Origin of the sequence: Moraxella sp. CTOTU47724, assembly GCF_032014955.1 — a bacterium.
Taxonomy (GTDB): Bacteria; Pseudomonadota; Gammaproteobacteria; order Pseudomonadales; family Moraxellaceae; genus Faucicola; species Faucicola tetraodonis.
In genome coordinates this window covers 1-21,358 of record NZ_DALZSV010000041.1, presented here as the reverse complement: position 1 = coordinate 21,358, position 21,358 = coordinate 1, and the positions used below count along the sequence as shown (strand labels likewise).

19 protein-coding genes and 1 pseudogene are annotated in these 21,358 nt (G+C 44.8%); 11 read left to right on the top strand and 9 right to left on the bottom strand.

The genetic code is table 11. The features are described 5' to 3' along the window. Window positions 1-319: 319 nt before the first annotated feature. A complete protein-coding gene (locus RTR63_RS08680) occupies window positions 320-811 on the bottom strand; it encodes a glutathione peroxidase (RefSeq protein ID WP_312523750.1) in 492 nt (163 codons plus the stop codon). 187 nt (window positions 812-998) lie between these two features. Between RTR63_RS08680 and RTR63_RS11830 the strand changes: the two are divergent. Together RTR63_RS11830 and RTR63_RS08675 are read left to right on the top strand one after the other, a co-directional pair. After that, window positions 999-1,154: pseudogene (locus RTR63_RS11830) on the top strand (helix-turn-helix domain-containing protein); the annotation flags it as partial. Window positions 1,155-1,439: 285 nt separating this feature from the next. After that, entirely contained in the window at window positions 1,440-2,672 is a 1,233-nt protein-coding gene (locus RTR63_RS08675; RefSeq protein WP_257621675.1) for a pyridoxal phosphate-dependent aminotransferase, read from the top strand. A gap of 91 nt (window positions 2,673-2,763) precedes the next feature. Here the strand turns inward: RTR63_RS08675 and RTR63_RS08670 are convergent, their stop codons facing one another. After that, complete coding sequence (locus tag RTR63_RS08670; protein ID WP_007115949.1) at window positions 2,764-4,158, bottom strand: sodium-dependent transporter; 1,395 nt, start codon at window positions 4,156-4,158, stop codon at window positions 2,764-2,766. A 436-nt stretch (window positions 4,159-4,594) separates the two neighbouring features. Here RTR63_RS08670 and RTR63_RS08665 point away from each other — a divergent pair, with 436 nt between their 5' ends. Continuing rightward, the gene (locus tag RTR63_RS08665) at window positions 4,595-5,068 is read left to right on the top strand and encodes an arsenate reductase ArsC (RefSeq protein WP_312523746.1); all 474 of its coding nucleotides are present in this window, start codon (window positions 4,595-4,597) and stop codon (window positions 5,066-5,068) included. Between the two features lie 105 nt (window positions 5,069-5,173). On the opposite strand, the gene RTR63_RS08660 is transcribed toward RTR63_RS08665, so the two are convergent. The 3 genes from RTR63_RS08660 to RTR63_RS08650 form a co-directional block, all read right to left on the bottom strand. Further along, window positions 5,174-6,523, bottom strand: coding sequence for an aminopeptidase P N-terminal domain-containing protein (locus tag RTR63_RS08660; RefSeq protein WP_312523744.1), 1,350 nt, complete (start codon window positions 6,521-6,523; stop codon window positions 5,174-5,176). A gap of 17 nt (window positions 6,524-6,540) precedes the next feature. Further along, window positions 6,541-7,734, bottom strand: a complete 1,194-nt coding sequence (argE, locus tag RTR63_RS08655; protein ID WP_312523742.1) for an acetylornithine deacetylase — start codon at window positions 7,732-7,734, stop codon at window positions 6,541-6,543. 78 nt (window positions 7,735-7,812) lie between these two features. Then, complete coding sequence (locus RTR63_RS08650) at window positions 7,813-8,553, bottom strand: UPF0149 family protein (RefSeq protein WP_312523740.1); 741 nt, start codon at window positions 8,551-8,553, stop codon at window positions 7,813-7,815. A 236-nt stretch (window positions 8,554-8,789) separates the two neighbouring features. Between RTR63_RS08650 and RTR63_RS08645 the strand changes: the two genes are divergently transcribed. Both RTR63_RS08645 and RTR63_RS08640 read left to right on the top strand, forming a co-directional pair. After that, the gene (locus RTR63_RS08645; RefSeq protein WP_312523738.1) at window positions 8,790-9,194 is read left to right on the top strand and encodes a hypothetical protein; all 405 of its coding nucleotides are present in this window, start codon (window positions 8,790-8,792) and stop codon (window positions 9,192-9,194) included. A 64-nt stretch (window positions 9,195-9,258) separates the two neighbouring features. Then, window positions 9,259-9,552, top strand: coding sequence for a cell division protein ZapA (locus tag RTR63_RS08640; protein WP_312523736.1), 294 nt, complete (start codon window positions 9,259-9,261; stop codon window positions 9,550-9,552). A 26-nt stretch (window positions 9,553-9,578) separates the two neighbouring features. Here the strand turns inward: RTR63_RS08640 and RTR63_RS08635 are convergent, their stop codons facing one another. Continuing rightward, window positions 9,579-9,833, bottom strand: coding sequence for a hypothetical protein (locus RTR63_RS08635; protein ID WP_312523735.1), 255 nt, complete (start codon window positions 9,831-9,833; stop codon window positions 9,579-9,581). 583 nt (window positions 9,834-10,416) lie between these two features. Here RTR63_RS08635 and RTR63_RS08630 point away from each other — a divergent pair. Then, window positions 10,417-12,063, top strand: a complete 1,647-nt coding sequence (locus RTR63_RS08630; RefSeq protein ID WP_312523753.1) for an NAD+ synthase — start codon at window positions 10,417-10,419, stop codon at window positions 12,061-12,063. A 141-nt stretch (window positions 12,064-12,204) separates the two neighbouring features. Here RTR63_RS08630 and RTR63_RS08625 read toward each other — a convergent pair whose 3' ends face one another. After that, the gene (locus RTR63_RS08625) at window positions 12,205-12,675 is read right to left on the bottom strand and encodes a winged helix-turn-helix transcriptional regulator (RefSeq protein ID WP_076775290.1); all 471 of its coding nucleotides are present in this window, start codon (window positions 12,673-12,675) and stop codon (window positions 12,205-12,207) included. Window positions 12,676-12,825: 150 nt separating this feature from the next. On the opposite strand from RTR63_RS08625, the gene RTR63_RS08620 reads away from it, so the two are divergent. Both RTR63_RS08620 and RTR63_RS08615 read left to right on the top strand, forming a co-directional pair. Continuing rightward, window positions 12,826-14,079, top strand: a complete 1,254-nt coding sequence (locus RTR63_RS08620) for a D-amino acid dehydrogenase (RefSeq protein ID WP_312523733.1) — start codon at window positions 12,826-12,828, stop codon at window positions 14,077-14,079. A gap of 73 nt (window positions 14,080-14,152) precedes the next feature. Continuing rightward, window positions 14,153-14,518 (top strand): RidA family protein, encoded by a 366-nt coding sequence (locus RTR63_RS08615; protein ID WP_312523731.1) that lies wholly within the window; start codon window positions 14,153-14,155, stop codon window positions 14,516-14,518. 72 nt (window positions 14,519-14,590) lie between these two features. Here the strand turns inward: RTR63_RS08615 and RTR63_RS08610 are convergent, their stop codons facing one another. After that, window positions 14,591-17,674 carry a DNA translocase FtsK gene (locus tag RTR63_RS08610; RefSeq protein ID WP_312523729.1) on the bottom strand — a complete coding sequence of 1,028 codons (3,084 nt, stop codon included), beginning with the start codon at window positions 17,672-17,674 and terminating at the stop codon, window positions 14,591-14,593. 430 nt (window positions 17,675-18,104) lie between these two features. Here RTR63_RS08610 and trxB point away from each other — a divergent pair, with 430 nt between their 5' ends. From trxB to RTR63_RS08595, 3 genes are read left to right on the top strand one after another with little or no spacing between them, the layout of a single operon-like run. After that, entirely contained in the window at window positions 18,105-19,103 is a 999-nt protein-coding gene (gene trxB, locus RTR63_RS08605; protein ID WP_312523728.1) for a thioredoxin-disulfide reductase, read from the top strand. Window positions 19,104-19,118: 15 nt separating this feature from the next. Further along, window positions 19,119-19,910 (top strand): leucyl/phenylalanyl-tRNA--protein transferase, encoded by a 792-nt coding sequence (aat, locus tag RTR63_RS08600; protein ID WP_312523726.1) that lies wholly within the window; start codon window positions 19,119-19,121, stop codon window positions 19,908-19,910. A 27-nt stretch (window positions 19,911-19,937) separates the two neighbouring features. Further along, window positions 19,938-20,756 (top strand): arginyltransferase, encoded by an 819-nt coding sequence (locus tag RTR63_RS08595; protein WP_138018817.1) that lies wholly within the window; start codon window positions 19,938-19,940, stop codon window positions 20,754-20,756. Here RTR63_RS08595 and rimI read toward each other — a convergent pair. After that, the gene (rimI, locus tag RTR63_RS08590; protein WP_312523724.1) at window positions 20,749-21,258 is read right to left on the bottom strand and encodes a ribosomal protein S18-alanine N-acetyltransferase; all 510 of its coding nucleotides are present in this window, start codon (window positions 21,256-21,258) and stop codon (window positions 20,749-20,751) included. The genes RTR63_RS08595 and rimI overlap by 8 nt on opposite strands. Window positions 21,259-21,358 lie beyond the last annotated feature (100 nt).

The following is a 21,358-nucleotide window of genomic DNA, read 5'->3' as shown; positions in this document are numbered from 1 at the left end:
AACCGCCGACATTCTGCGTGTAAGGCAGACGCTCTACCAACTGAGCTAACGACCCATCGTCTGTGGTGGGTATTATAGAGAATTTATTTTTGCTGTCAATGATTTTTTTTGGCAAATATTAAAATTTTTAAAAAAATTTTGCTGAGCATGTCATGTGGTTGTCACATAAAAACCCTATCATACCTACATGGCCAGCAAGGTCATAGCTAACAATAAAAATAATAAGATAACAATAATAACAATGTCTCTATCGCTTGTCACCCAAAGGATTTAATTCCCCCAATTAAATCCTTTTTATTTTTTTCTCTCCCGCCTTTTCTCACTGTTGTGCCAGTAGTGCTTTGATATCCGTCTCAAGGTCTTGGGGAGCTTTGGTCGGTGCAAAACGATCTACGACTCTGCCGTGTGCATCAACTAAAAACTTGGTAAAGTTCCATTTGATGGCGTCACCCAACATACCCTTGCCCTGTGGCTGTGATTTTAAAAACTGATAAACAGGATGGGTATCTTTACCATTGACGTCAACTTTTGCCATCATCGGAAAGGTCACGCCATAATTGATTTGGCAAAACTCACTAATTTGCGCTTCACTGCCAGGATCTTGCTGACCAAATTGGTTGCAGGGAAAACCCAACACCACCAATCCTTGGTCTTTGTAAGCTTGGTATAACTTTTCTAAGCCATCAAACTGCGGGGTAAAGCCGCATTTGCTCGCGGTATTCACAATCAATACGACTTTACCTCTAAGGGTGTCAAAATCAAATAGCTGACCTCGAATATCGGTCGCGGATAATTGGTAAAAATCTTCCATAGCAAATCTCCTGTTGTTAGTTAAAAAGTTGTTAGTTAAAAAATTGTAAGTTTTTCTTGCATTATCAGTTTGACAAGCGTAATTTATCTATTGGCAGTTATCCGCCAATATTTACGCTTTAACTTTGTCAGTATTTCTGACAAAATATTGATAAAATTCATTGATATTCAACCGGAATTCCCCCGCTATGCTCACTGACGCTAAACTATCGGCTGGACAACGCTTGACGCAGCTGCGTAAAAGCAAAGGTTTGACCACTGCTGAACTTGCCGATTTAATGACCCAAGCTGGTGCTAAAGTTAGCCGTGCCGCGATTTCTAATTGGGAGCGCGGCTCAAATGGCATCGTGTCCAATAAACTGCCTGTGCTTGCCAGTCTGTTAGGGTGCAGCGAAAGCTATTTGCTATCAGGTACTGGGCTGGAAAGTCATAGTCATAACGTCAGTGTCAACACCCAAGCGTTCGCAGCGCATACGCTCAATGATACTACTGTAGCACAAGCATTAAGCGATGCCAATCAAGCGAACTCGTGGCAGGGTCAAACGGCTCAACCGGCGACGCCCGCTGCTACCAATTTTCAACCCAACCATCCCAAACCCAATCCCAAACCTAGTAGTGATGTATCTACCATGAAAACTTTGAACAAATCCAACAAACTGCAAAACGTGTGCTATGACATTCGCGGTCCTTTGCTACAAACTGCCAACCGCATGGAGACACAAGGTCATAAAATTATCAAACTCAATGTCGGCAACCCTGCCCCATTTGGGTTTGAAGCGCCGCAAGAGATTTTATCAGATGTGGCGATGAATTTGCCCAATGCGATTGGCTATTCAGACTCTCAAGGGATTTTTGCCGCGCGTAAAGCGATTTTGCAGTATTATCAAGCCAAAGGATTGTTAGAAGCGGTAGACGTTGCCGATGTGTATTTGGGCAACGGCGTTTCTGAACTGATTGTGATGACCATGCAAGCGTTACTGGATGATGGCGATGAAGTGCTGATTCCTATGCCTGACTACCCGCTTTGGACAGCGGCGACGAATTTGGCAGGGGGTAAAGCGGTTCATTATTTGTGTAATGAAGCAGACAACTGGCAGCCAGATATTGCCGATATCGAAAGCAAAATCAATGAGCGCACCAAAGGCATTGTGGTCATCAACCCAAACAACCCAACAGGCGCGCTTTACTCTACCGAAAATTTAAAAAAAATCGTGGCACTGGCAGAAAAACACGGGCTTGTGCTGATGGCGGATGAAATTTATGACCGCGTGCTGTATGATGATGCCGTGCATGTACCGTTGTGCACCCTTGCCAAAAACTGCTTGGTTATCTCCTATAATGGGTTGTCAAAGTCGCACCGTATCGCAGGTTTTCGTTCAGGCTGGATGATGTTATCGGGTAAAAAACACCATGCGGCTGATTTTATTGAAGGGTTAACCATGCTATCATCGATGCGGCTGTGTGCCAATGTCCCTTCACAATACGCGATTCAAACGGCGATGGGTGGCTATCAAAGTATGCAAGCCTTGACCGCACCAACCGGTCGCCTGTATCAGCAGCGCAACATCGCTATCGAGCGCCTAAACGCCATTAAAGGTATCTCATGTACCATGCCACAAGGGGCGTTTTATTGTTTCCCAAAAATTGACCGTGAGATTTATCCAATCGAAGATGATATGCAGTTTATGATGGAATTGTTACTGCAAGAAAAAGTCTTGATGGTACAAGGTACGGGCTTTAACTGGCATGCGCCTGACCATTTTCGCGTGGTATTTTTGCCCAATGCATCAGATTTGCATGAAGCGATGGATCGACTTGAGCGCTTTTTTGCCACAAAACGTCAAGAATATGGCACCGATTAATGTTTCAGTGAAAGAAAAAAACCCCGACGATTCGGGGTTTTTTATTATGAGCAATTAATTACATAAAGCTATTGAGATAAAGCCATTGGGATTAACCCAGTAACTCCGTTAAAAATACAGCAATGATACCAATCGGTGCGACAAATTTTACCACAATTTGCCAAATAGTCCATTTCATGCCATCTAGCCCCAATTCACGTTTTACCGATTCTTGGTTGATAAACCAGCCAATGAGGATAATGGTACCCAAACCAATCAAAGGTAGCATGATTTTACTAGAAGTATAATCGAGCGCGTCAAAGATACCTTGTGGGATGTCTTTACCGTTTTTGTGGATAGTAAATACCGCAAAATCAGACAATTTATTAAATGATAATAACGCAAGTACACCGACTGCCCACGTTGCCACTGCCCCCACTAGCGTACAGATTTTACGGCTCATTGGGGTTTTTTCTTCCAAGAATTCGACAATGGGTTCAAGAATTGAAATAGACGACGTCAATGCCGCAAAGGTCAATAACAAGAAGAATAAAGTACCTACTACCACACCTAGACTCATTTGACCAAAAGCGATTGGCAAGGTCACAAACACCAAACCGGGACCTGCCGCTGGATCAAGATGATTGCTAAATAAAATTGGGAAAATCGCAAGACCTGCCGCCAGTGAAAAGATAATATCCCAAATAATCACCGTGCGCGCGGTTGCCAATAAATCCACATCTTCTTTTAAGTATGAACCATAACTCACCATGATCGCCATACCCAGTGACAGACAGAAGAACGCATGTCCCAGTGCCGCCATCAGCACTTTACCCACACCAACTTCCTGCATACGCTGCAAGTCAAACTTAAACAAAAACTCGGCGCCTTTGGCAAAATCCATATTAATCGCGTTATATCCCACGATAAATAATAGGATAAAAGCCAACGCAGGCATCATGATTTTTGATGCTTTCTCAATACCTGCTGATACACCGCCAGCCACAATTAGCGCCGTCAATCCCATAAACGCCGTGTGCCACAACGTCATTTCGGTTGGATTTGCCAACATCGTCTCAAAAATTTTGCCAGTGGCGTCGGCATTGAGACCACCAAATGCATTGATACCGGCTTTTAAGGTGTAATTAAGCGACCAACCGCCAATCACACTATAAAATGACAAAATCATAAAAGCAGCTAAAATACCAAAGTAGCCAAGCAGACTCCAAGCAGGTGAGGTGTTATTGGCTACCGCCGCTTTGCGAAAACTTGCTGCTGGGTTACTTTGACCACGGCGACCAATCAGCCATTCAGTGACCAACACTGGAAAACCAATAAGCGCGATACTGATAATAAACACGATAACAAATGCCGAGCCACCGCTATCGCCTGTCATGTAAGGAAACTTCCAAATACTACCGAGACCGACCGCAGAACCCACGGCAGCCATTAAAAACCCAATCTTTGAGCTCCACTGGGAATGAGACGACTTGTGATTAGTGCTCATAATCCCTCCCTAATTGAATGTAAATAAATGAAAAAATTGCAACGAGAATCTTGCAGTATGTAGATTTTTCATGAATCAATAGTTAATGTCAAACTTTCTTTTCACAAAACCCAACCAAAAGTTATACAAGCAAGTCATTATTTTTTTGCAGTTATATAAAATATAATAAAATCAGATATTTATAATAGTTATTTTTAAAATTCATTAAACGCAAATTATTTTTATACTAAATATTACTTTTTGGAATCAATAATTTTTTCACCTATTTGATGGCGAATTGCTGGCAAAACTTAGCGGTTAATGTCAATGGTTTAAACTTGCACAATTGTGGGGATTTTGATAGCAATTTTTTGCCATTAAAGGTAAAATTTCATTTTCAAAAATTGCACGCCCAAACGTGCTGACCGTTCGCAGAATGATGACAAGGGACTTATTGATGACGCAGCCTTATAACGTGTTGTTCTTGTGCAAGCACAATGCTAGCCGTAGCCTAATGGCAGAAGCCATTTTGAATAAAATTGGTGGTGACCGTTTTGTAGCCTATAGCGCAGGTGTTGAGCCCTCCCCTAGCGCGCATCCATTCACGCTTGAGGTATTAAAACAAGAAGGTTATGATATCGAAAGCTTAGCACCCAAATCCGTCAATCAGTTTTTACAAGACAACGCGCCAAAGATTGATTTAGTAATTGGGCTGTGCAATTCTTTACAGCAACATGCCGACATTGATGGCAAATTCCCACTGACTGCACATTGGCATATCAATGACACTGACAGTGTATCAGCCTATAGTGAGGTGGAAAAAGCCGCCTTTAGCCAAGTATTACGCCAACTCTCTCAGCGCATCCATTTATTGACAAACTTGCCCGAAGATAAAATCGAACATTTGGCACATCCATCAGCGGATGCCTAAAATGCCGATAAACGATTGAGCTTAAAAAAGCCCAACTGTTTTGGGCTTTTCTTTTTTTCATTTTTTTCTTTTTCTCTATATAGAGATGTGCCTCTATCAATCTATCTATGAATCAACTTTTTGCTGCATTAATGCTTCAATCGCGTCCGTTGTTTTTGGCACATCACGGGTGAGAACCAGCGGCTCACCTTCAGTAATGACTACATCATCCTCAATCCGAATCCCAATACCCCGATATTTCTTGGGCACCAATGCGTTGTCATGCGCAAAATACAAGCCTGGCTCTACGGTAATCACCATGCCTTTTTCAAGCTTTCTGGGTTTACCGTCGTCGCCAGTATAGCGCCCTGCATCGTGCACATCTAGGCCAAGCCAATGCCCTGTGCCATGCATATAAAACGGCAAGTAGGCTTTATCAGCAATCAACTGATCGACGTCGCCTGTCAAAATCCCCAACTCAATCAAGCCTTGGGTCAGTACTCTAAGCGCAGTTTCATGATGGATTTTGCCATGCTCGCCTGCTTTTAGGCTGTTGATGGCGGCGATATTGGCATTTAGCACAATGTCATACACCTGTTTTTGCACGTCGCTGAACTTGCCACTCACAGGAAAAGTACGGCTAATATCACCGGCATAATGTTGGTATTCAGCGCCTGCATCTATCATCACCAAGTCGCCGTCGTGCAGCGGTTGGTCGTTTTCGACATAGTGCAAAATATTGGCATTGTCCCCGCCCGCCACAATACTATTATAAGAGGGTACGCAGCCATATTGGGCAAAAGCATAGTTGACTTCAGCTTCCAGTCTGCTTTCATTGCCTTGATTTTTCTGCATCATGGGTGCCACACTTTGCATGGCGCGAATATGCCCGTAAGCACTGATTTGGGCGGCGACTTTCATGCGTGCAATTTCAGACTCATCTTTTATCAGCCGCATTTCATTGATAAGGCTGTCAATATTGGTGATGGTATCGACCATACCTTCCCCGCGCTGCAGTTGCTTGGCTTGATTAAGCCAGTCAATCAGCTCATTATTAAAGCGGGCAAACACGTGTTTTTTACCAAAAATCAGATTTGGCATCACCTCATCAATTTTGCCAATGGCAATCGCTTTATCCACGCCAAAATCTGCAGTTGCACCTTCAAGCCCTACGCGCTTACCATCCCAAATCTCACGTAGTTTGTCTTTTTCACGTAAAAATAACGTGTAGTTAACGGCATGGTCAGTTTTTTCCAACACCATGACGGATTCTGGCTCGGCAAAGCCCGTCAGGTAGAAAAAACTGCTGTCGGCGCGGTATTTGTACTCAGCATCGTTGTTGCGGATATGAGCGGGTGCCGTTTGCAAAATCGCAATGCTATTGTTTGGCAAGGCTTCAGCAAGTTTGGCACGGCGTTTGGCAAATTGGCTTTGGGGAAGCTTGGGCAACAACTGTATGGTTAATTGATTTGACATGATATTTCCAAAAATTTTTAATGGCTGTCACAGCATTGTTGAAGAATTTGCTGTAAGAAGCTTTCGCATTTTGCTAATTGGTTTAGACTGACAAATTCATTGGCTTTATGGGCATTGCCAATATCGCCAGGTCCGCAAATCACCGTCGGAATGCCTGCATTGGTAAACTGCCCGCCTTCGGTGGCATACGCCACTTTATGGCGCTGCTGTTCATCCACCAAATTTTCAATGAGCTGTTGCAAGGCGTGACTATCTTTATCGGTCATCGCAGGGACATTTTCATTGCGAGTTAGCTCAATGCCCGTGTCGCTGTCAATGGCGTGCATCTTAGGCTCGAGGGTTTTGATAAAGGCGCGAATCGGCTCAATCACTTGGCTTTCATTCATATGCGGCAAATTGCGATAATCAAAGGTGAATTCGCACAGGTTGGGCACGATATTGGTTGCCGTACCGCCGGTAATAGTGCCCACTGACAAGGTCGAAAACGGTACATCAAACGCCATGTCTTGGTCGTTACGTTGTTGCAATTGTTCGGCAAGTGTATCAATAAAATTGATAATTTTGCTAGCATAGCTGATGGCATTGACGCCTTGCGGGGTCAGCGATGAATGCACCGATTTACCATGCACGCGGCAGCGATACACTTGAATGCCTTTATGCGCGGTGACCATTTTCATCATGGTCGGCTCACCGACGATACAGTAGTCGGGCTTAATCCCTTGGGCTTTTAAATCCGCAAGCAGTAATGGCGCACCCAAACAACCCACTTCTTCATCATACGACAGTGCCAGATGAATCGGTTTGTTGAGAATTCTATCGCGGCTTGCTTGCACCACAGTGGGCAACAGGGTTAAGGCGCAAGCAATAAAGCCTTTCATATCACAAGCCCCACGCCCGTATAGCTTATCTTCCACAATGGTCGCCACAAACGGATCAGTATCCCATGCCTGCCCATCAACGGGCACCACATCGGTATGCCCCGAAAACACAAAACCCCCTGTCATTACGGTATCACCCTTACCCATCGCAGGTACAGTCACAAAGAGGTTGACTTTGGTATTATCAGCATTAAAAGTCAAACGTGGCGACAACCCCAACTGCTCACAATAGCCCGCCACATACTCAATCAATTGCAAATTGGAGTAGCGACTGACAGTGTTAAAACCAATCAGCTTTGTTAACCAGTCTACGGCGTTGGATGGATAGCCCATAGTCGTTCCATTTTTCTCAAATTTTAAACCATTAAAACACCCTATCAGGGTAAATCTAGTGGAAATAGGGTATTAGCGTCAATTCGGCTTTTTACCGGTCATGGCATCAATGACCATATGGGTAACGAAATCATCATTGGTATCTTTTTCTGCTTCCCAATCGAGTTCATCATCACGTAGCTGCTCAATAAAATCCAAATGCTCCTCATCAATCTCTTGGGCTTTGCCCACAGGGCGATTTAGCGCAAATCCTGCGATGAGCGGCAACTTGGCGACTGATTTACGCACGCGCCCTTGTGACACACTCACAGGAATCATACGCACAAACTCAAGTAACTCCATATATTCAACTTCGCCTTCAGCATTGTCTGTGCCTTGCAGCGCCTCATCATACGCATCAATCCGCAGCGCGCCGATTTTTGCCAAGTCATTAAATAGGCTATTTTCTTCCGGGCGTAGCGCACTATCGGTGACGCCAAAGCCTGTCAAAAAGCCATTTGCCCAGTTCTTAAGTGCCATCAAGCGCTCATACAGTGGATGGTCATCATCGGGCAACAACGGCATAAACTGGTAGCTATCGGCATCATCGGTTAACACCGCCACCATATCCTCGCCCTCTTCGGTCACTATCTCTAACGCTTTTGGCTCAAGCTCGGTAAAGCTCAGCTCAGTCAGTAGCAGTTGCCACTCTTGCTCGGTTGGCGCATCACACACACTGAGCACCCCTGAGATTAGCCCATGTAACTCACTAATTGTAACGTCATGCCAATCCTCAAATGCTTGTGTCCAATCCTGCCAACCCGAAATATAATCATCCATCGCTTTACCCTTTTTTCACAAAAAATTATATCAACACTGAGATAATACTAGCCTTAATGCGGTCAACTATGGCATTATTAAAGTGGTAAAATAATATAAGTATCACTCAAATTTTAAGCCTTCACGCTATAGTTATACCAAAAAAACCTTTTGCTATTCATGTCAACGAGCGCCCATCACGTCGCTCTTGATGATTTACTTGATTATTCACTCGATTACTGACTAGACATCATATCATGAGCACCCTAATTGACCAACTGACCCAGCTACAAACCGCATTGACTAAGCTTCGCGACAAATATCAATTCGCCAGTAGCGAGTTAACCCGTATTAAAGCACAGCCAACCATTACTGCAGATCAACTGCAGGCGGTACAAGCTGAGCTCGATGCCAGCAAACAACTGCAGCAAAATTTAGAACAACAACTTGCCAGACAAGCCGAAGAGTATCAAGCACTCGAGCAACGCTATCAGTCACTTGCCGAATCTCACAACATGCTAAGTACCGAATACGAACAAACCCAAAACCAATTACAGATTTTTACCACACAAAATCAAAAGCTGATTGAAAAAAATCGCGTTGCGGCAGAGCATACCAAGCTTGTGTTAGAGCGCTTGGCAAAAATTGACAGCGAAAACTAACCCCGCTCCTATTTAAGCCAGCCTTAGTGATGTTTAAAACATTTGAATACGTTAGGAAAATCTTATGGCATCTGCCCAAAGCATTAAAAAAGTTGATATCCTGATCAATGGTCGTAGCTATACCATCAACTGCCCAGAATCGGAAGAGCCTGCGTTGCAGCGTGCGGCAAGCTATATTAACCAGTTTATGCAAGACGTACGCCGCCAAGCGCCTCAGCTACCACAAGAAGAATTATTGGTACTGTGCGCGTTGACGTTGTTTGAAAAATCAGAAAACTTACAACGCTATCAAGAAAACGAAAGCCAAGCGCAAGACCTGGTGGGGAAAATGTTAGAAGACGTTACGCGTTTTGCCTAACGTCTGTAGTGTAAAATAAAATTCGACTAATTTTGAGAGCGCTGGTAGTGTTTGCCAGCATGAAAATCCGCTTGGTGTTCTTGATTACAAAAGAACTTATCCCCTTCTACAATCCCTCGCCACTCTGCTAACGTATGATGGCAAAAATCACACGCTCGCAGCTCGGTACTCTCGCCTGGCTGCGGTCGCAAGTAGCCTTGCGGTGGTCGCGGATACATCCATTTCATCCCAACCCAGCTAAGCCCCATAATCACCAAAACCACAAAAATTGCGGTAAACATCGCTTCACCTCATTGTCTCATGAACGAATTATTGTTGCCAATTAAGAACTATGACTGCCTATTAATTAGCATTTTAAGGTTTGATTATACTGCAAAAAATCGCGCATTGATGGGTTATTCATGCTATGTTTAAGCTAATTTTATCAGTTGCAGCGTTTTTCAGTGGTAGCGTCTAAAGATTGCAATTGTAAACATATCATAAAGCGATATAATGTAGAATAATTTTATCTTGTAATGCCATCGCTGTTGCCACCCATAATTATAATAGCGGCATGATGCTTGCATACCGTTTTAGACGGATATGACTAAATGGATGACCCCATAATAAATTTTTACTGAAGGATTTTTCATGTCACACCTCGATTTAACCCCAGATGATAGCGTACCAACGCAGCTGCCGAGTGAGTCAATGACCGCCGAAGCTACTACGCCAAACCATGCGCCCACGGCTGATACTAGCAATGCGCCAAGCCAACCCGCAAACCCACAGCCAGTTTCTCAAAAACCTGCTCAGCAAGCTTCTCAATCAGTTTCTCAGTCAACCTCTCAGTCATCAAGCCAACCGACTAGCCAAGCAGATTCTATGGTGGGGCTAAAAATTGCGGTGGCACAGCAGCAATTTATTGTCGGCGATGTCATCAATAATGCCAAAAAAATGGTAGAGCTGGCTAAAGATGCCCGTGACAAGGGGGCTAATATCATTGTCTTTCCTGAGTTATCACTGCTGGGTTATCCGCCGGAAGATTTGTTACTACGTCCAAGTCTTGCCTCACGTGTGAAACTTGCTTTTGAATTGCTCTACACGGTCAAAGATATCGTGATGCTAGTGGGTTATCCGCACATTGACCCCAATGGCACGTTTAACTCAGTGGCTATCATTCACAATGGTCAGCAAAAAGGCTTTTATCACAAACAATGTTTGCCAAACTATGGCGTGTTTGACGAACGCCGCTATTTTAATACCGGTCACAACCAAGTGTTGTTTGACTATCAAGGGCTGACCATCGGACTACTTATCTGCGAAGACTTATGGCAAGACGCTCCCATTCGCGCACTGAAAGAAAAAGGTGCGGAAATCATCATCAGCCTCAATGCCTCACCCTTTGAGCAAAATAAGCAAGAACAACGTAAGGCTTTATTAAAAAGTCGTGCCACTGAGCACAATATCCCGATTGTGTATGCCAATAGCGTGGGCGGTCAAGATGACTTGGTGTTTGATGGCGGCTCGATGGTCGTCAACGCTCAAGGTAAAATCGTGCAAGAAGCACCAAGATTTTTGCAGCATACCCTGTATGTGGTTGCTCGTCACGATGCCCAAAGCGGTCAAGTGATATTATCAGAACAGCGCAAATCACCGCTTGCACTCAGCCAAATCGCTGAAACTTATCAAGCGCTGGTTGTCGGCTTGCGTGATTATGTCAATCATTCTGGCTTTAAAGGCGTATTGGTTGGGTTGTCAGGCGGGATAGACTCGGCGCTCACGCTATGTATCGCGGTTGATGCACTGGGTGCAGATAAAGTTTATGCGGTCATGATGCCCTATGAGTACACCTCGCAAATCAGCCTACAAGATGCGCAAGCGCAGGCGCACCGACTCAACGTGTCTTATACCGTGTGCCCGATTCATGCCGCTGTTGAAGGCATGCGTCATACGCTAGAGCCGATGTTTAGCAACACCACCGCCGACACCACGGAAGAAAATATCCAAGCCCGTGCGCGTGGCATGATTTTGATGGCATTGTCCAACAAATTTGGTCATCTAGTTATCACCACTGGCAACAAATCAGAGATGGCCGTGGGCTATGCGACATTGTATGGGGATATGGCAGGCGGATTTGATGTCCTAAAAGATGTGTATAAAACCCAAGTATATGCTCTCGCCAACTATCGCAACCGCCTAGAAGAAACGCCGGTGATTCCTGAGCGTGTGATTACGCGTCCGCCTTCTGCCGAGCTTCGCCCTGACCAAAAAGACCAAGACAGTCTGCCTGATTATGATACCCTCGATAAAATGCTGGAGCTGTATATCGATCGCGACTTTGGGTATGATGCGATTGTAGAAGCCGGTTATGATAAAGACATGGTGAAAAAAGTACTCAGCATGGTAGACCGCAATGAATACAAACGTCGTCAAGCAGCGATTGGCACCAAGATTACCCACCGCGCCTTTGGGCGTGAGCGTCGCTACCCACTCGTCAATCACTGGTCGCTAGAGTTTCCAAAACTCTAACTTCCAAAGCTCTAATTTCCAAAATTCTAAGGCGGCACAACACAAAAAGACTGCGATTTGGCAGTCTTTTTTTTATCTGTCGCAAAGCATGTATCGGAAATTATGTATCACAAAGCATATATCGTAAAGCTTGCACGACAGTTAGGTCATTGTCACATCCAAATGCAAGCTTTCTTTAATCTCTTCCATCACAATCAAACTGTGGGTTTCCACCGCCGCTGGCAATTGTTTTAAGATATTGCCCAGTAACTTGCGGTAAGAACTCATCTCTTTTAGCCGCGCTTTGACCAAAAAATCAAACTCACCCGAAATCAAATGACATTCCAGTATCTCTGGAATTTCTGACAGTTTTTTGCTCACTTGCTCAAAGACATCGCCCGACTTGGTGGATAGCTTTATCTCTAAAAATACCAACAAGCTTTTATTGACCAAATTTGGATTTAACCGCGCATGATAACCTGTGATGATACCTTCACGCTCCAAGCGCTTAACCCTGTCTGAGCAAGGCGTGGTTGATAGGTTAACTTTGGCGGCCAATTCGCTGATAGAAATTCGGGCTTGCTGTTGCAAGATTTCAAGGATTAAACGGTCGGTACGGTCTAAAGTGCGCATAGCAAAATGAAAACCCTGTTTTTTGATGATTGGCATGATAAAACCGATAATATCAGCAAAATTTTAGCATAAAAACAGCAAAATTCACTGCAAAACTTTGCTTATACTAGCGAAATTAACTGATAATTAAGCAGATATTTGGGGGTGAGTATGCGTGTATTGGTACTGGGTAGTGGCGTGATTGGGGTGACAAGTGCCTATTATTTAGCCAAGCAAGGCGTAGAAGTCACGGTGATTGACCGCCAAGCGGGTGCCGCACAAGAAACCAGTTTTGGCAATGCTGGGCAAATCTCCCCGGGCTACTCTACCCCTTGGGCAGCCCCTGGTATTCCATTGAAGGCGATTAAATGGTTATTCCAACAACACGCCCCTTTAGCCATCAAATTAGATGGTAGTCTGTGGCAGTTAAAATGGATGCTACAAATGCTCAAAAACTGCAATGCCAAGCGCTATGCCATCAACAAAGAGCGTATGGTACGAGTGGCAGAATACAGCCGTGACTGTCTGCAGCAGTTGCGTCAAGACACTGGCATTCACTACGAAAACCGCTCACAAGGCACCTTACAAGTTTTTCGTAAAGCTGCCCAACTAGAGGCTGTACAGCAAGATATTAAGGTGTTGCAAGATTCAGGCGTGCCTTTTAAGCTGATTGACAACAGCAAGGCATTGGCTGAGATTGAGCCCGCGTTGGCAAATGCCACTGATAAGCTGGTTGGCGGATTGCATTTACCACATGATGAAACAGGCGATTGCTTTTTGTTTTGCCAAGCATTAGAGCAACAAGCCAAAGCGCTAGGGGTGAAATTTTTATACAATCAAACCATCGAAAAGCTGGTAGTCGACGCTGGGGCGATTAAAGGGGTGGTGGTAAATGGTGAGTTATTAACGGCAAACCAGTATGTATTGGCGTTGGGCAGTTATTCGCGGGCGCTTTTGCAACCGCTACAGCTTAATCTGCCTGTGTACCCTGTCAAAGGCTACTCACTGACTGTGCCGATTATCAATGCTGATTTAGCGCCCCAATCAACGGTGCTTGATGAAACCTATAAAATCGCCATTACTCGCTTTGACAACCGCATTCGCGTAGGCGGTATGGCAGAATTAAGTGGTTTTGATGTAAGTCTAAACCCGCAGCGCCGTGCCACACTCGAAATGGTCACGCAGGACTTATTCGCGGGCGGTGATTTACCAAACGCAAGTTTTTGGACAGGGCTACGTCCGATGACCCCCGATAGCACACCCATCATTGGCGCGACTCGGTATCGCAATTTATTTTTGAACACAGGACATGGCACATTGGGTTGGACAATGGCGTGTGGCTCTGGCAAATTAATCAGCGATTTGGTGCTCGGCAAAACGCCTGATATTCGCATTGATGGCTTATCATTACAGCGTTATTCCTAATATCTATTCTCTATCAGAAATATTTGTAAAGACTATGCATCAATAACATTTATCCGTTCACAAGGAAAACACCATGACCGCACAAATTCAACGATTTGATAGCAATGACTATCTAAGTGAAATTACCATTTTTAACCACGTGGTGTATCTCGCAGGACAAGTGCCGAATACTGATACTGCCGATATCCACACACAAACCAAAGAAGTGCTAGACAATATCGACGCCATGCTCGCCAAAGCCAATAGCGACAAATCACGTCTGCTAACCGCTCAGATTTTTATCAAGGATTTGGCGGATTTTGAGGTGGTGAATAGCATGTGGAGCGATTGGTTAACCGATTGCCCAAAGCCTACCCGTGCGACAGTCAAAGCTGAATTGGTTAATCCTTTATGGAAATTAGAAATTGTGGTAGTCGCAGCGCAAAATACCATAGACTAAATGAACACATAACCGCTCAAAAGGTTAAATAAAAAAGGTGCCTAAATCGCACCTTTTTTATTTGTCTAACCTCTACATTAATAGCTCACGTTTACCACTTTTGGTCATGCCGCTCACCAAGCCCGCCTCTTCCATGGCATCAACGATACGTGCTGCGCGGTTATAGCCGATACTAAATTTGCGCTGAATACTTGATGCAGAGACTTTACGGGTTTCGAGCAAAAACGCCACCACGTCATCATACAGTGGGTCTTCTTCGCCATTGCTAGACCCACTAGCATCACCACCGCTTGGCGCTGAGCTTAACTCAAAGTTATCAAACATATTATCAATATAATTAGGTGCGCCTCGCTCGCGCCATGCATCACATACACGGTTGACTTCCGCATCGCTGATAAAAGCACCATGTACACGGTTAGGCTCGATTTGACCAGGTCCTAAAAACAGCATATCCCCATGCCCAAGCATATCCTCTGCGCCACCGGCATCCAAAATGGTACGCGAGTCGACTTTTGAGTTGACGCGAAGTGCGGCACGGACGGGAATATTGGCTTTAATTAAACCAGTAATCACATCCACTGAGGGGCGCTGGGTCGCCAAAATCAAATGAATCCCTGCGGCACGCGATTTTTGCGCCAAACGGGTAATCAACTCCTCGGCTTGTTTGCCCACCTGCATAATCATGTCGGCAAACTCATCCGCCACAATCACAATTTGTGGTAACGGTTTTAATTTTGGCGCTCTATCTTGGCTGACACTGTCATTGGGTCGCCAAAGTGGATCCAGTAACGGCTCACCACTTTGTTCGGCTGCCATGACTTTTTTGTTGAATTCATCAAGCTTACGCACTTTGAATAATGACATCAGCTGATAACGACGCTCCATCTCCGCCACACTCCATGCCAAAGCACTGGCTGCTTCGGTCATATCGGTGACTACGGGAGTGAGCAGATGCGGAATATCGCCATAGTTGGCAAGCTCAAGCTGTTTGGGGTCAATCAAAATCAATCGCAGCTGTTCTGGTGTGTATTTGAGCAGCATTGACAATAACAGAGAATTCACCAACACTGATTTACCAGAACCTGTGGTACCTGCGACTAGCATGTGTGGCGCTTTGGCTAAATCCGCAATAATCGGTCTACCGGCAATATCTTTGCCCATTGCCATGCTGATTAAGCCATCGGGGTCTTGATAAGCTTCTGTTTTCAGCAGTTCGATGAGTCGTACCATTTGGCGCTGCGGATTGGGCACTTCGATACCGATATAAGGTTTACCTGGAATGACTTCCACCACACGCACCGATGCCATAGATAGCGACCGAGCCAAGTCTTTGGCAATGCCCGTCACCTTACTTGCTTTAAGTCCTGGTGCCAGCGACACTTCAAAGCGTGTCACCACTGGACCCATTTGCGCATTGACCACTTCTGCTTTGATATTAAACTCTTGTAGCTTGATTTCTAACAGCGCTGATAGCTGCTGCAACTGTTCGCGGCTGTAGCTTGGCTTACGGTCAGGGTCAGGCAAATCAAGCAGCGATAATTCCGGTAACGGGCTTAAATTGGCACGATAAGCTGCGGTTTGCATGGCACGCGATTTCTGACTAAACAGGCTATCATCATTGATATCAAGCGGCTGATTGACCTGAGTCGCTGCGGGCTGTTCGATTTGGTCGAGTAGCTCAGATTCTACCGAACGGCTGTGAGTCGGTATCGAAGACTTTATCTGGTCGGTATCAATCTCGTTACCAGTAATCTGGGTGACGGCTTGCACTGGACGTGCTATTTGGGTTGGCATCGGACTTGCTGCAGGGGTTGAAAATTCCGCTACAACCGGTGCGGCGGCACTGTCATTTGAGATATTAGCCCTAGCTTGCGTTGGGACTTGTCGCATACCCAATAACGATGCGACTGAGGTGAGTGGTGTTTCAATGCCTTCTGCACCTTCTGCTTCAATGCCTTCTGTTTTAATGCCCTCGAATGGTGGCTCTAGCACAGGATTTTGTGATAATTCATATCCAGCATCTACGCTACCTGCTAAATGATCCAAATCTGACAAGTCAATAGTCTCGTCCTGTTCAGCTATCTCTACACCCGTCATAGGCTCAGAGATTCGTTTATCCGCTAGCTCCCCTGTGCCTACGGCAAACATCATAGAGGCTTCATCCATAGTTGGCATAGCTGGCGATACATCTACACTATCTACACTAGGCTGCGTTGTTTGAGTTGGCTGAGTGAGTTGCGAGGCTACCTGTATCGAATGCGGTCTGTTCAAGGTAGGCATTTTAAACGGTTTTTTAATGATTTCACTTTGCAGTTTTTCATCCAGTTTTTTGGTCAGCTTGGTATTTGCCACATAGGTGGAGCTGACGGGTTTAAATGGATTGGTGGCATCGTTTTCTTCGAGCCATTCATAATCTTTGATTTCACTAAAACCCGTTTCATCCAAAAACGCATCGAGTGGACTGCCGACAAACGCCTCATCATCCGCTAGATGACTACTGTCATAAGCCGTTTGCTCTGCGTCATGGGAGGCTAGTGGCAAAGGCAGTTGTGCGGTGTCGTTTGGTTTTGCTTGGCTTGCTTCTTGAGCAGTCGCTTTGAATTCAGTATTGGTTTCTTCTTCATCTGCGGCTTCAGCGTGTAGGCGGCTGCGAATAGCTTGACCCGATAAAATCTCATGCCAATGTAAATCAAAGGTAAACGTCACGGTGATCGCAATAAACACCAATAAAAACAGCAAAGTCCCCCAGTAAGTTAATAAACTACTAAGCCCATTGCCGACGATTTGCCCGATCATGCCTTGCGCCAACCAGCCAAACGATAACACCCCTGTCAGCCCTGCAGTGGCAATGATTAAAAAGATATAACCCAAAAAACGTAACAAGCCATTAGGCTCTACATCATGGCGCCATACATTCCAAGCTTCATAACAGGCAATGACGATGAGCCACCAGCTCGCCGCACCCAAAAACGCATACAAAATATCAGCCAGCCATGCACCACCCGTGCCCGCTAAATTACTGACTTCATTTGCCGCACTACTGATATGCGACCAACTAGGATCATTGGCAGAATAACTGATGAGGGACATGACTAACAACAATGCCACGATTAGCCAGATAATCGTAAGCACACTTTGACGAATATAATAAGACAACGCAATTTACCTTTGAATTTGAACCTGCTTTGGATAAGCCGTAAGCCAACGCTTTGTTCAGCCATGACTGACTGATAATGATTGTAAAAAATAATGATTTTGGAAAAACGTTGATTAAAATCACCCTTTTAATCAACTATCATATCAAATCTCAGTGGTGCGTTGCTGAGCTTTTTTTGCGAAAAATTGCTTTGTTAAATCAGTCAATTCAAGCCCTATGATAAATGCAGTTTGAGCCAACAAAGCCGGATAGTAGGGTATTTTTTGATAACAAGCTTACGCCATTTTTGAGCGTTGATTGCCCGATGAATCTGTTATAAAAATAACATTTACTTGCTATTTTCGATGTTAGCCCCTATCTTACTTATGAATCAAAAATTAGCCTATTTTATTATTTAGTTTATTATTCAGCGATTGTTAGGAAAGACGTATGTCAGAAATTATCCATCACCAGCTTATTATTTTGGGTTCAGGTCCAGCGGGTTATTCTGCCGCCGTGTATGCAGCGCGCGCCAATTTAAAACCGGTCATTATCACAGGTATGCAGACTGGCGGGCAGTTGACTACCACCACGGAAGTTGATAACTGGCCTGGCGACCCACAAGGCTTGACGGGACCTGACTTGATGGTACGCATGCAAGCCCATGCCGAGCGTTTTGGCACCCAATTGGTGTATGACCATATCAACCAAGTGAACCTAACTCAGCGACCCTTCACCTTAGTGGGCAATAGCGCCACTTACACGTGTGACGCACTCATTGTAGCGACAGGGGCATCAGCGCAATACTTGGGTCTCGCCTCTGAACAAAAATTTATGGGGCTTGGCGTTTCTGCCTGTGCGACCTGTGATGGGTTCTTCTATCGCGGCAAACCTGTGGTGGTGATTGGCGGTGGCAACACGGCGGTTGAAGAAGCCTTGTATCTATCAAATATCGCAAGCCACGTCACCCTAGTGCATCGACGTGATAAATTAAAATCAGAAAAAATTCTGCAAGACCAATTATTTGAAAAACAAAAAAATGGCAATGTGACCATCGAATGGAACAGCCAAGTCAAAGAAGTGGTGGGTGATGACGCAGGCGTGACGGGTGTGGTGATTGAAAATCTCCAAGACCAGTCTACCAAAACCATCAACGCGCCTGGTATGTTCGTAGCGATTGGGCACAAACCCAACACCGATATTTTCCAAGATCAGCTTGAGATGAATAATGGCTATATCGTGGTCAAAAGCGGTCTAGATGGCAATGCGACAGCGACAAGTGTCGAAGGCGTGTTTGCCTGTGGGGATGTGGCAGATCATATCTATCGCCAAGCGATTACCTCGGCAGCTACGGGTTGTATGGCGGCGTTGGATGCAGAAAAATATTTAGATATCGTCAATCTAGCGAATGCCAATACCACGGTATCAGCCAACACCTCTGCTGTTTAGCTAATGCCTTGAACAATGCCATTGCCAAATCACCACCCATTACAACGCCCTTTAGGTTGCCGTTATCAATTTCCCGACCCGATGGCGGCAGACCCTGACGGTGAAGGCTTGATTGCGCTAGGGGGTGATTTGGCAGCTGATACCTTAGTGTGTGCTTATTGCCAAGGCATGTTCCCGTGGTTTAATGAAGGCGAGCCCATCGCTTGGTGGTCGCCTGACCCGCGCTGTATTATTTATCCTAGCGATTTTTGCGCCAGTAAAACCCTAAAACGGCGTATCAAAAATGCAGGTTGGACGTTTTCCCTCAATCTTGCCTTTACTGAGGTCATTACTGCCTGTGCTGATACCCGCACCTATGCCCAAGCTTCTGCCTCAGCCACTTGGATCAGCCCCGCTATGATTGAAGCGTATACGGCGCTCCATGCCGAGCAAGTCGCTTACAGTGTCGAGATTTGGAATGATGATGAGCTGATTGGTGGTCTCTATGGGCTAAAGCTAGGACAAGCATTTTTTGGTGAAAGTATGTTTCACCGAGTGACAGATGCGTCTAAAGCGGCTTTTTTTGTGTTAATGCAGCTGTGTGCGCATTCCCAATTTGCTTGGGTGGACTGTCAGTTGCCTAACCCACATTTGATGCGTTTAGGTGCCACCATTCTGCCCAGAGCGGAATTTTTAGATAAGCTCGCGCAACAATTAACGCTACCGAGTATTGATTGGTCATCGATTTGCGGTCAAAAATTACCACTTAATCAACTGTTAAATGAGGATTTGATGACTTATTATCTATCTCCAACTGCGCAAGCCTAGGTAAGTTAAGGGTATTTAAAAGCACTAATGACGTTAAAACCACCCCATCCTCCTACCAGTCTGGCACTGACCAGCCAATTGACGCCGCTGCATCAATGTAGTTATTTGCCGGATCGTGCCGCACGTTTAGAACTGATTGAATTAGCAAAGGATGAACGTTTAAGTACGCCTATTTTTTCTCAGTTTTCACGGCTCGGGTATCGGCGTAGTGGACAACATCTATATCGCCCTGTATGCTTTCATTGTCAACGCTGTATCTCTACACGTGTAGTAGTTAACGAGTTTGAACCCAATCGTACCCAGCGCAAACTATGGCAAAAATCGCACGAGATGGATGTGGTAATTACGGCTTGTGACGATGCCGATGAATCGCATTTTATGCTATATGCTCGCTATATCTGCGCTCGCCATAGTGACGGCGATATGTATCCACCCAATTTACAAGGGTTTAAACAGTTTTTACAATATAGCTTTACCCAGTCATTTTTTATGGAGTTTTGGCTTCATGATGAATTAGTCATGGTAGCAGTTTGCGACCAATTAGATGACGGCATATCAGCGGTCTATACTTTCTATGATCCCGATGCAACCATAAATAGTTTAGGCACCCTTGCGATACTTACCCAGATTGATTATGTTAAACGTCTTGGATTACCTTATTTGTATTTAGGTTTTTGGGTACCAGATTCGGATAAGATGGCGTATAAATCGCGTTTTTATCCCACTGAATTATTAATCAATCAACAGTGGTATCGCTTCGATGAGGCTGTCACAGCCGCGCAAGTTGAACCACTGCTTCAACAGGCGATAAAAGCACATTATCTAAATATGTGGAATACTACTTAGCGTTTAATTTAGTATTTAATTTGCGCTGCATAATTAATGCATGGGTTTTGGTCATGTCATGATTATCGTAGTAATTTTTGCGAACGGCAATCTGTTCAAATCCATGTTTTTGATAAAATGCAATGGCAGCATGATTATCTTCTCTTACCTCTAACAGCACCCGCTCGGCACCCGTTGCTTGGCACATTTGCGCCATAGCCGTTAGCAATTGGCTTGCAATACCTTGCTGTTGATAATCAAGACAAGTTCCGATTCTTAAAATTTCACTATCTTCAAATATGTGGCTGTAAAAACAATAGCCGACCAATCGCTGATTCAGCTCGTCTGTCGCATAAATTATATGGTTAAATGGCTGCGCGAGCAGTGAATTGATTTGTGCAGCCGACCAAGCATCATAGATAAATAGCCCAGATTCAATGTGTGCCAGCTGCGCCAGTACTTGCTGCGAAGTATTATCTTGTGTACTCGTTTTATCTAAGTTATATATCTGTATTGCAGTCATAATTTATTTCCATAAAAAAAGAGCCACCGAAGTGACTCTTTTGTGTGCTTACTAACGATTAGTCGTTAACTTTAGCAACAACACCCGCACCTACAGTACG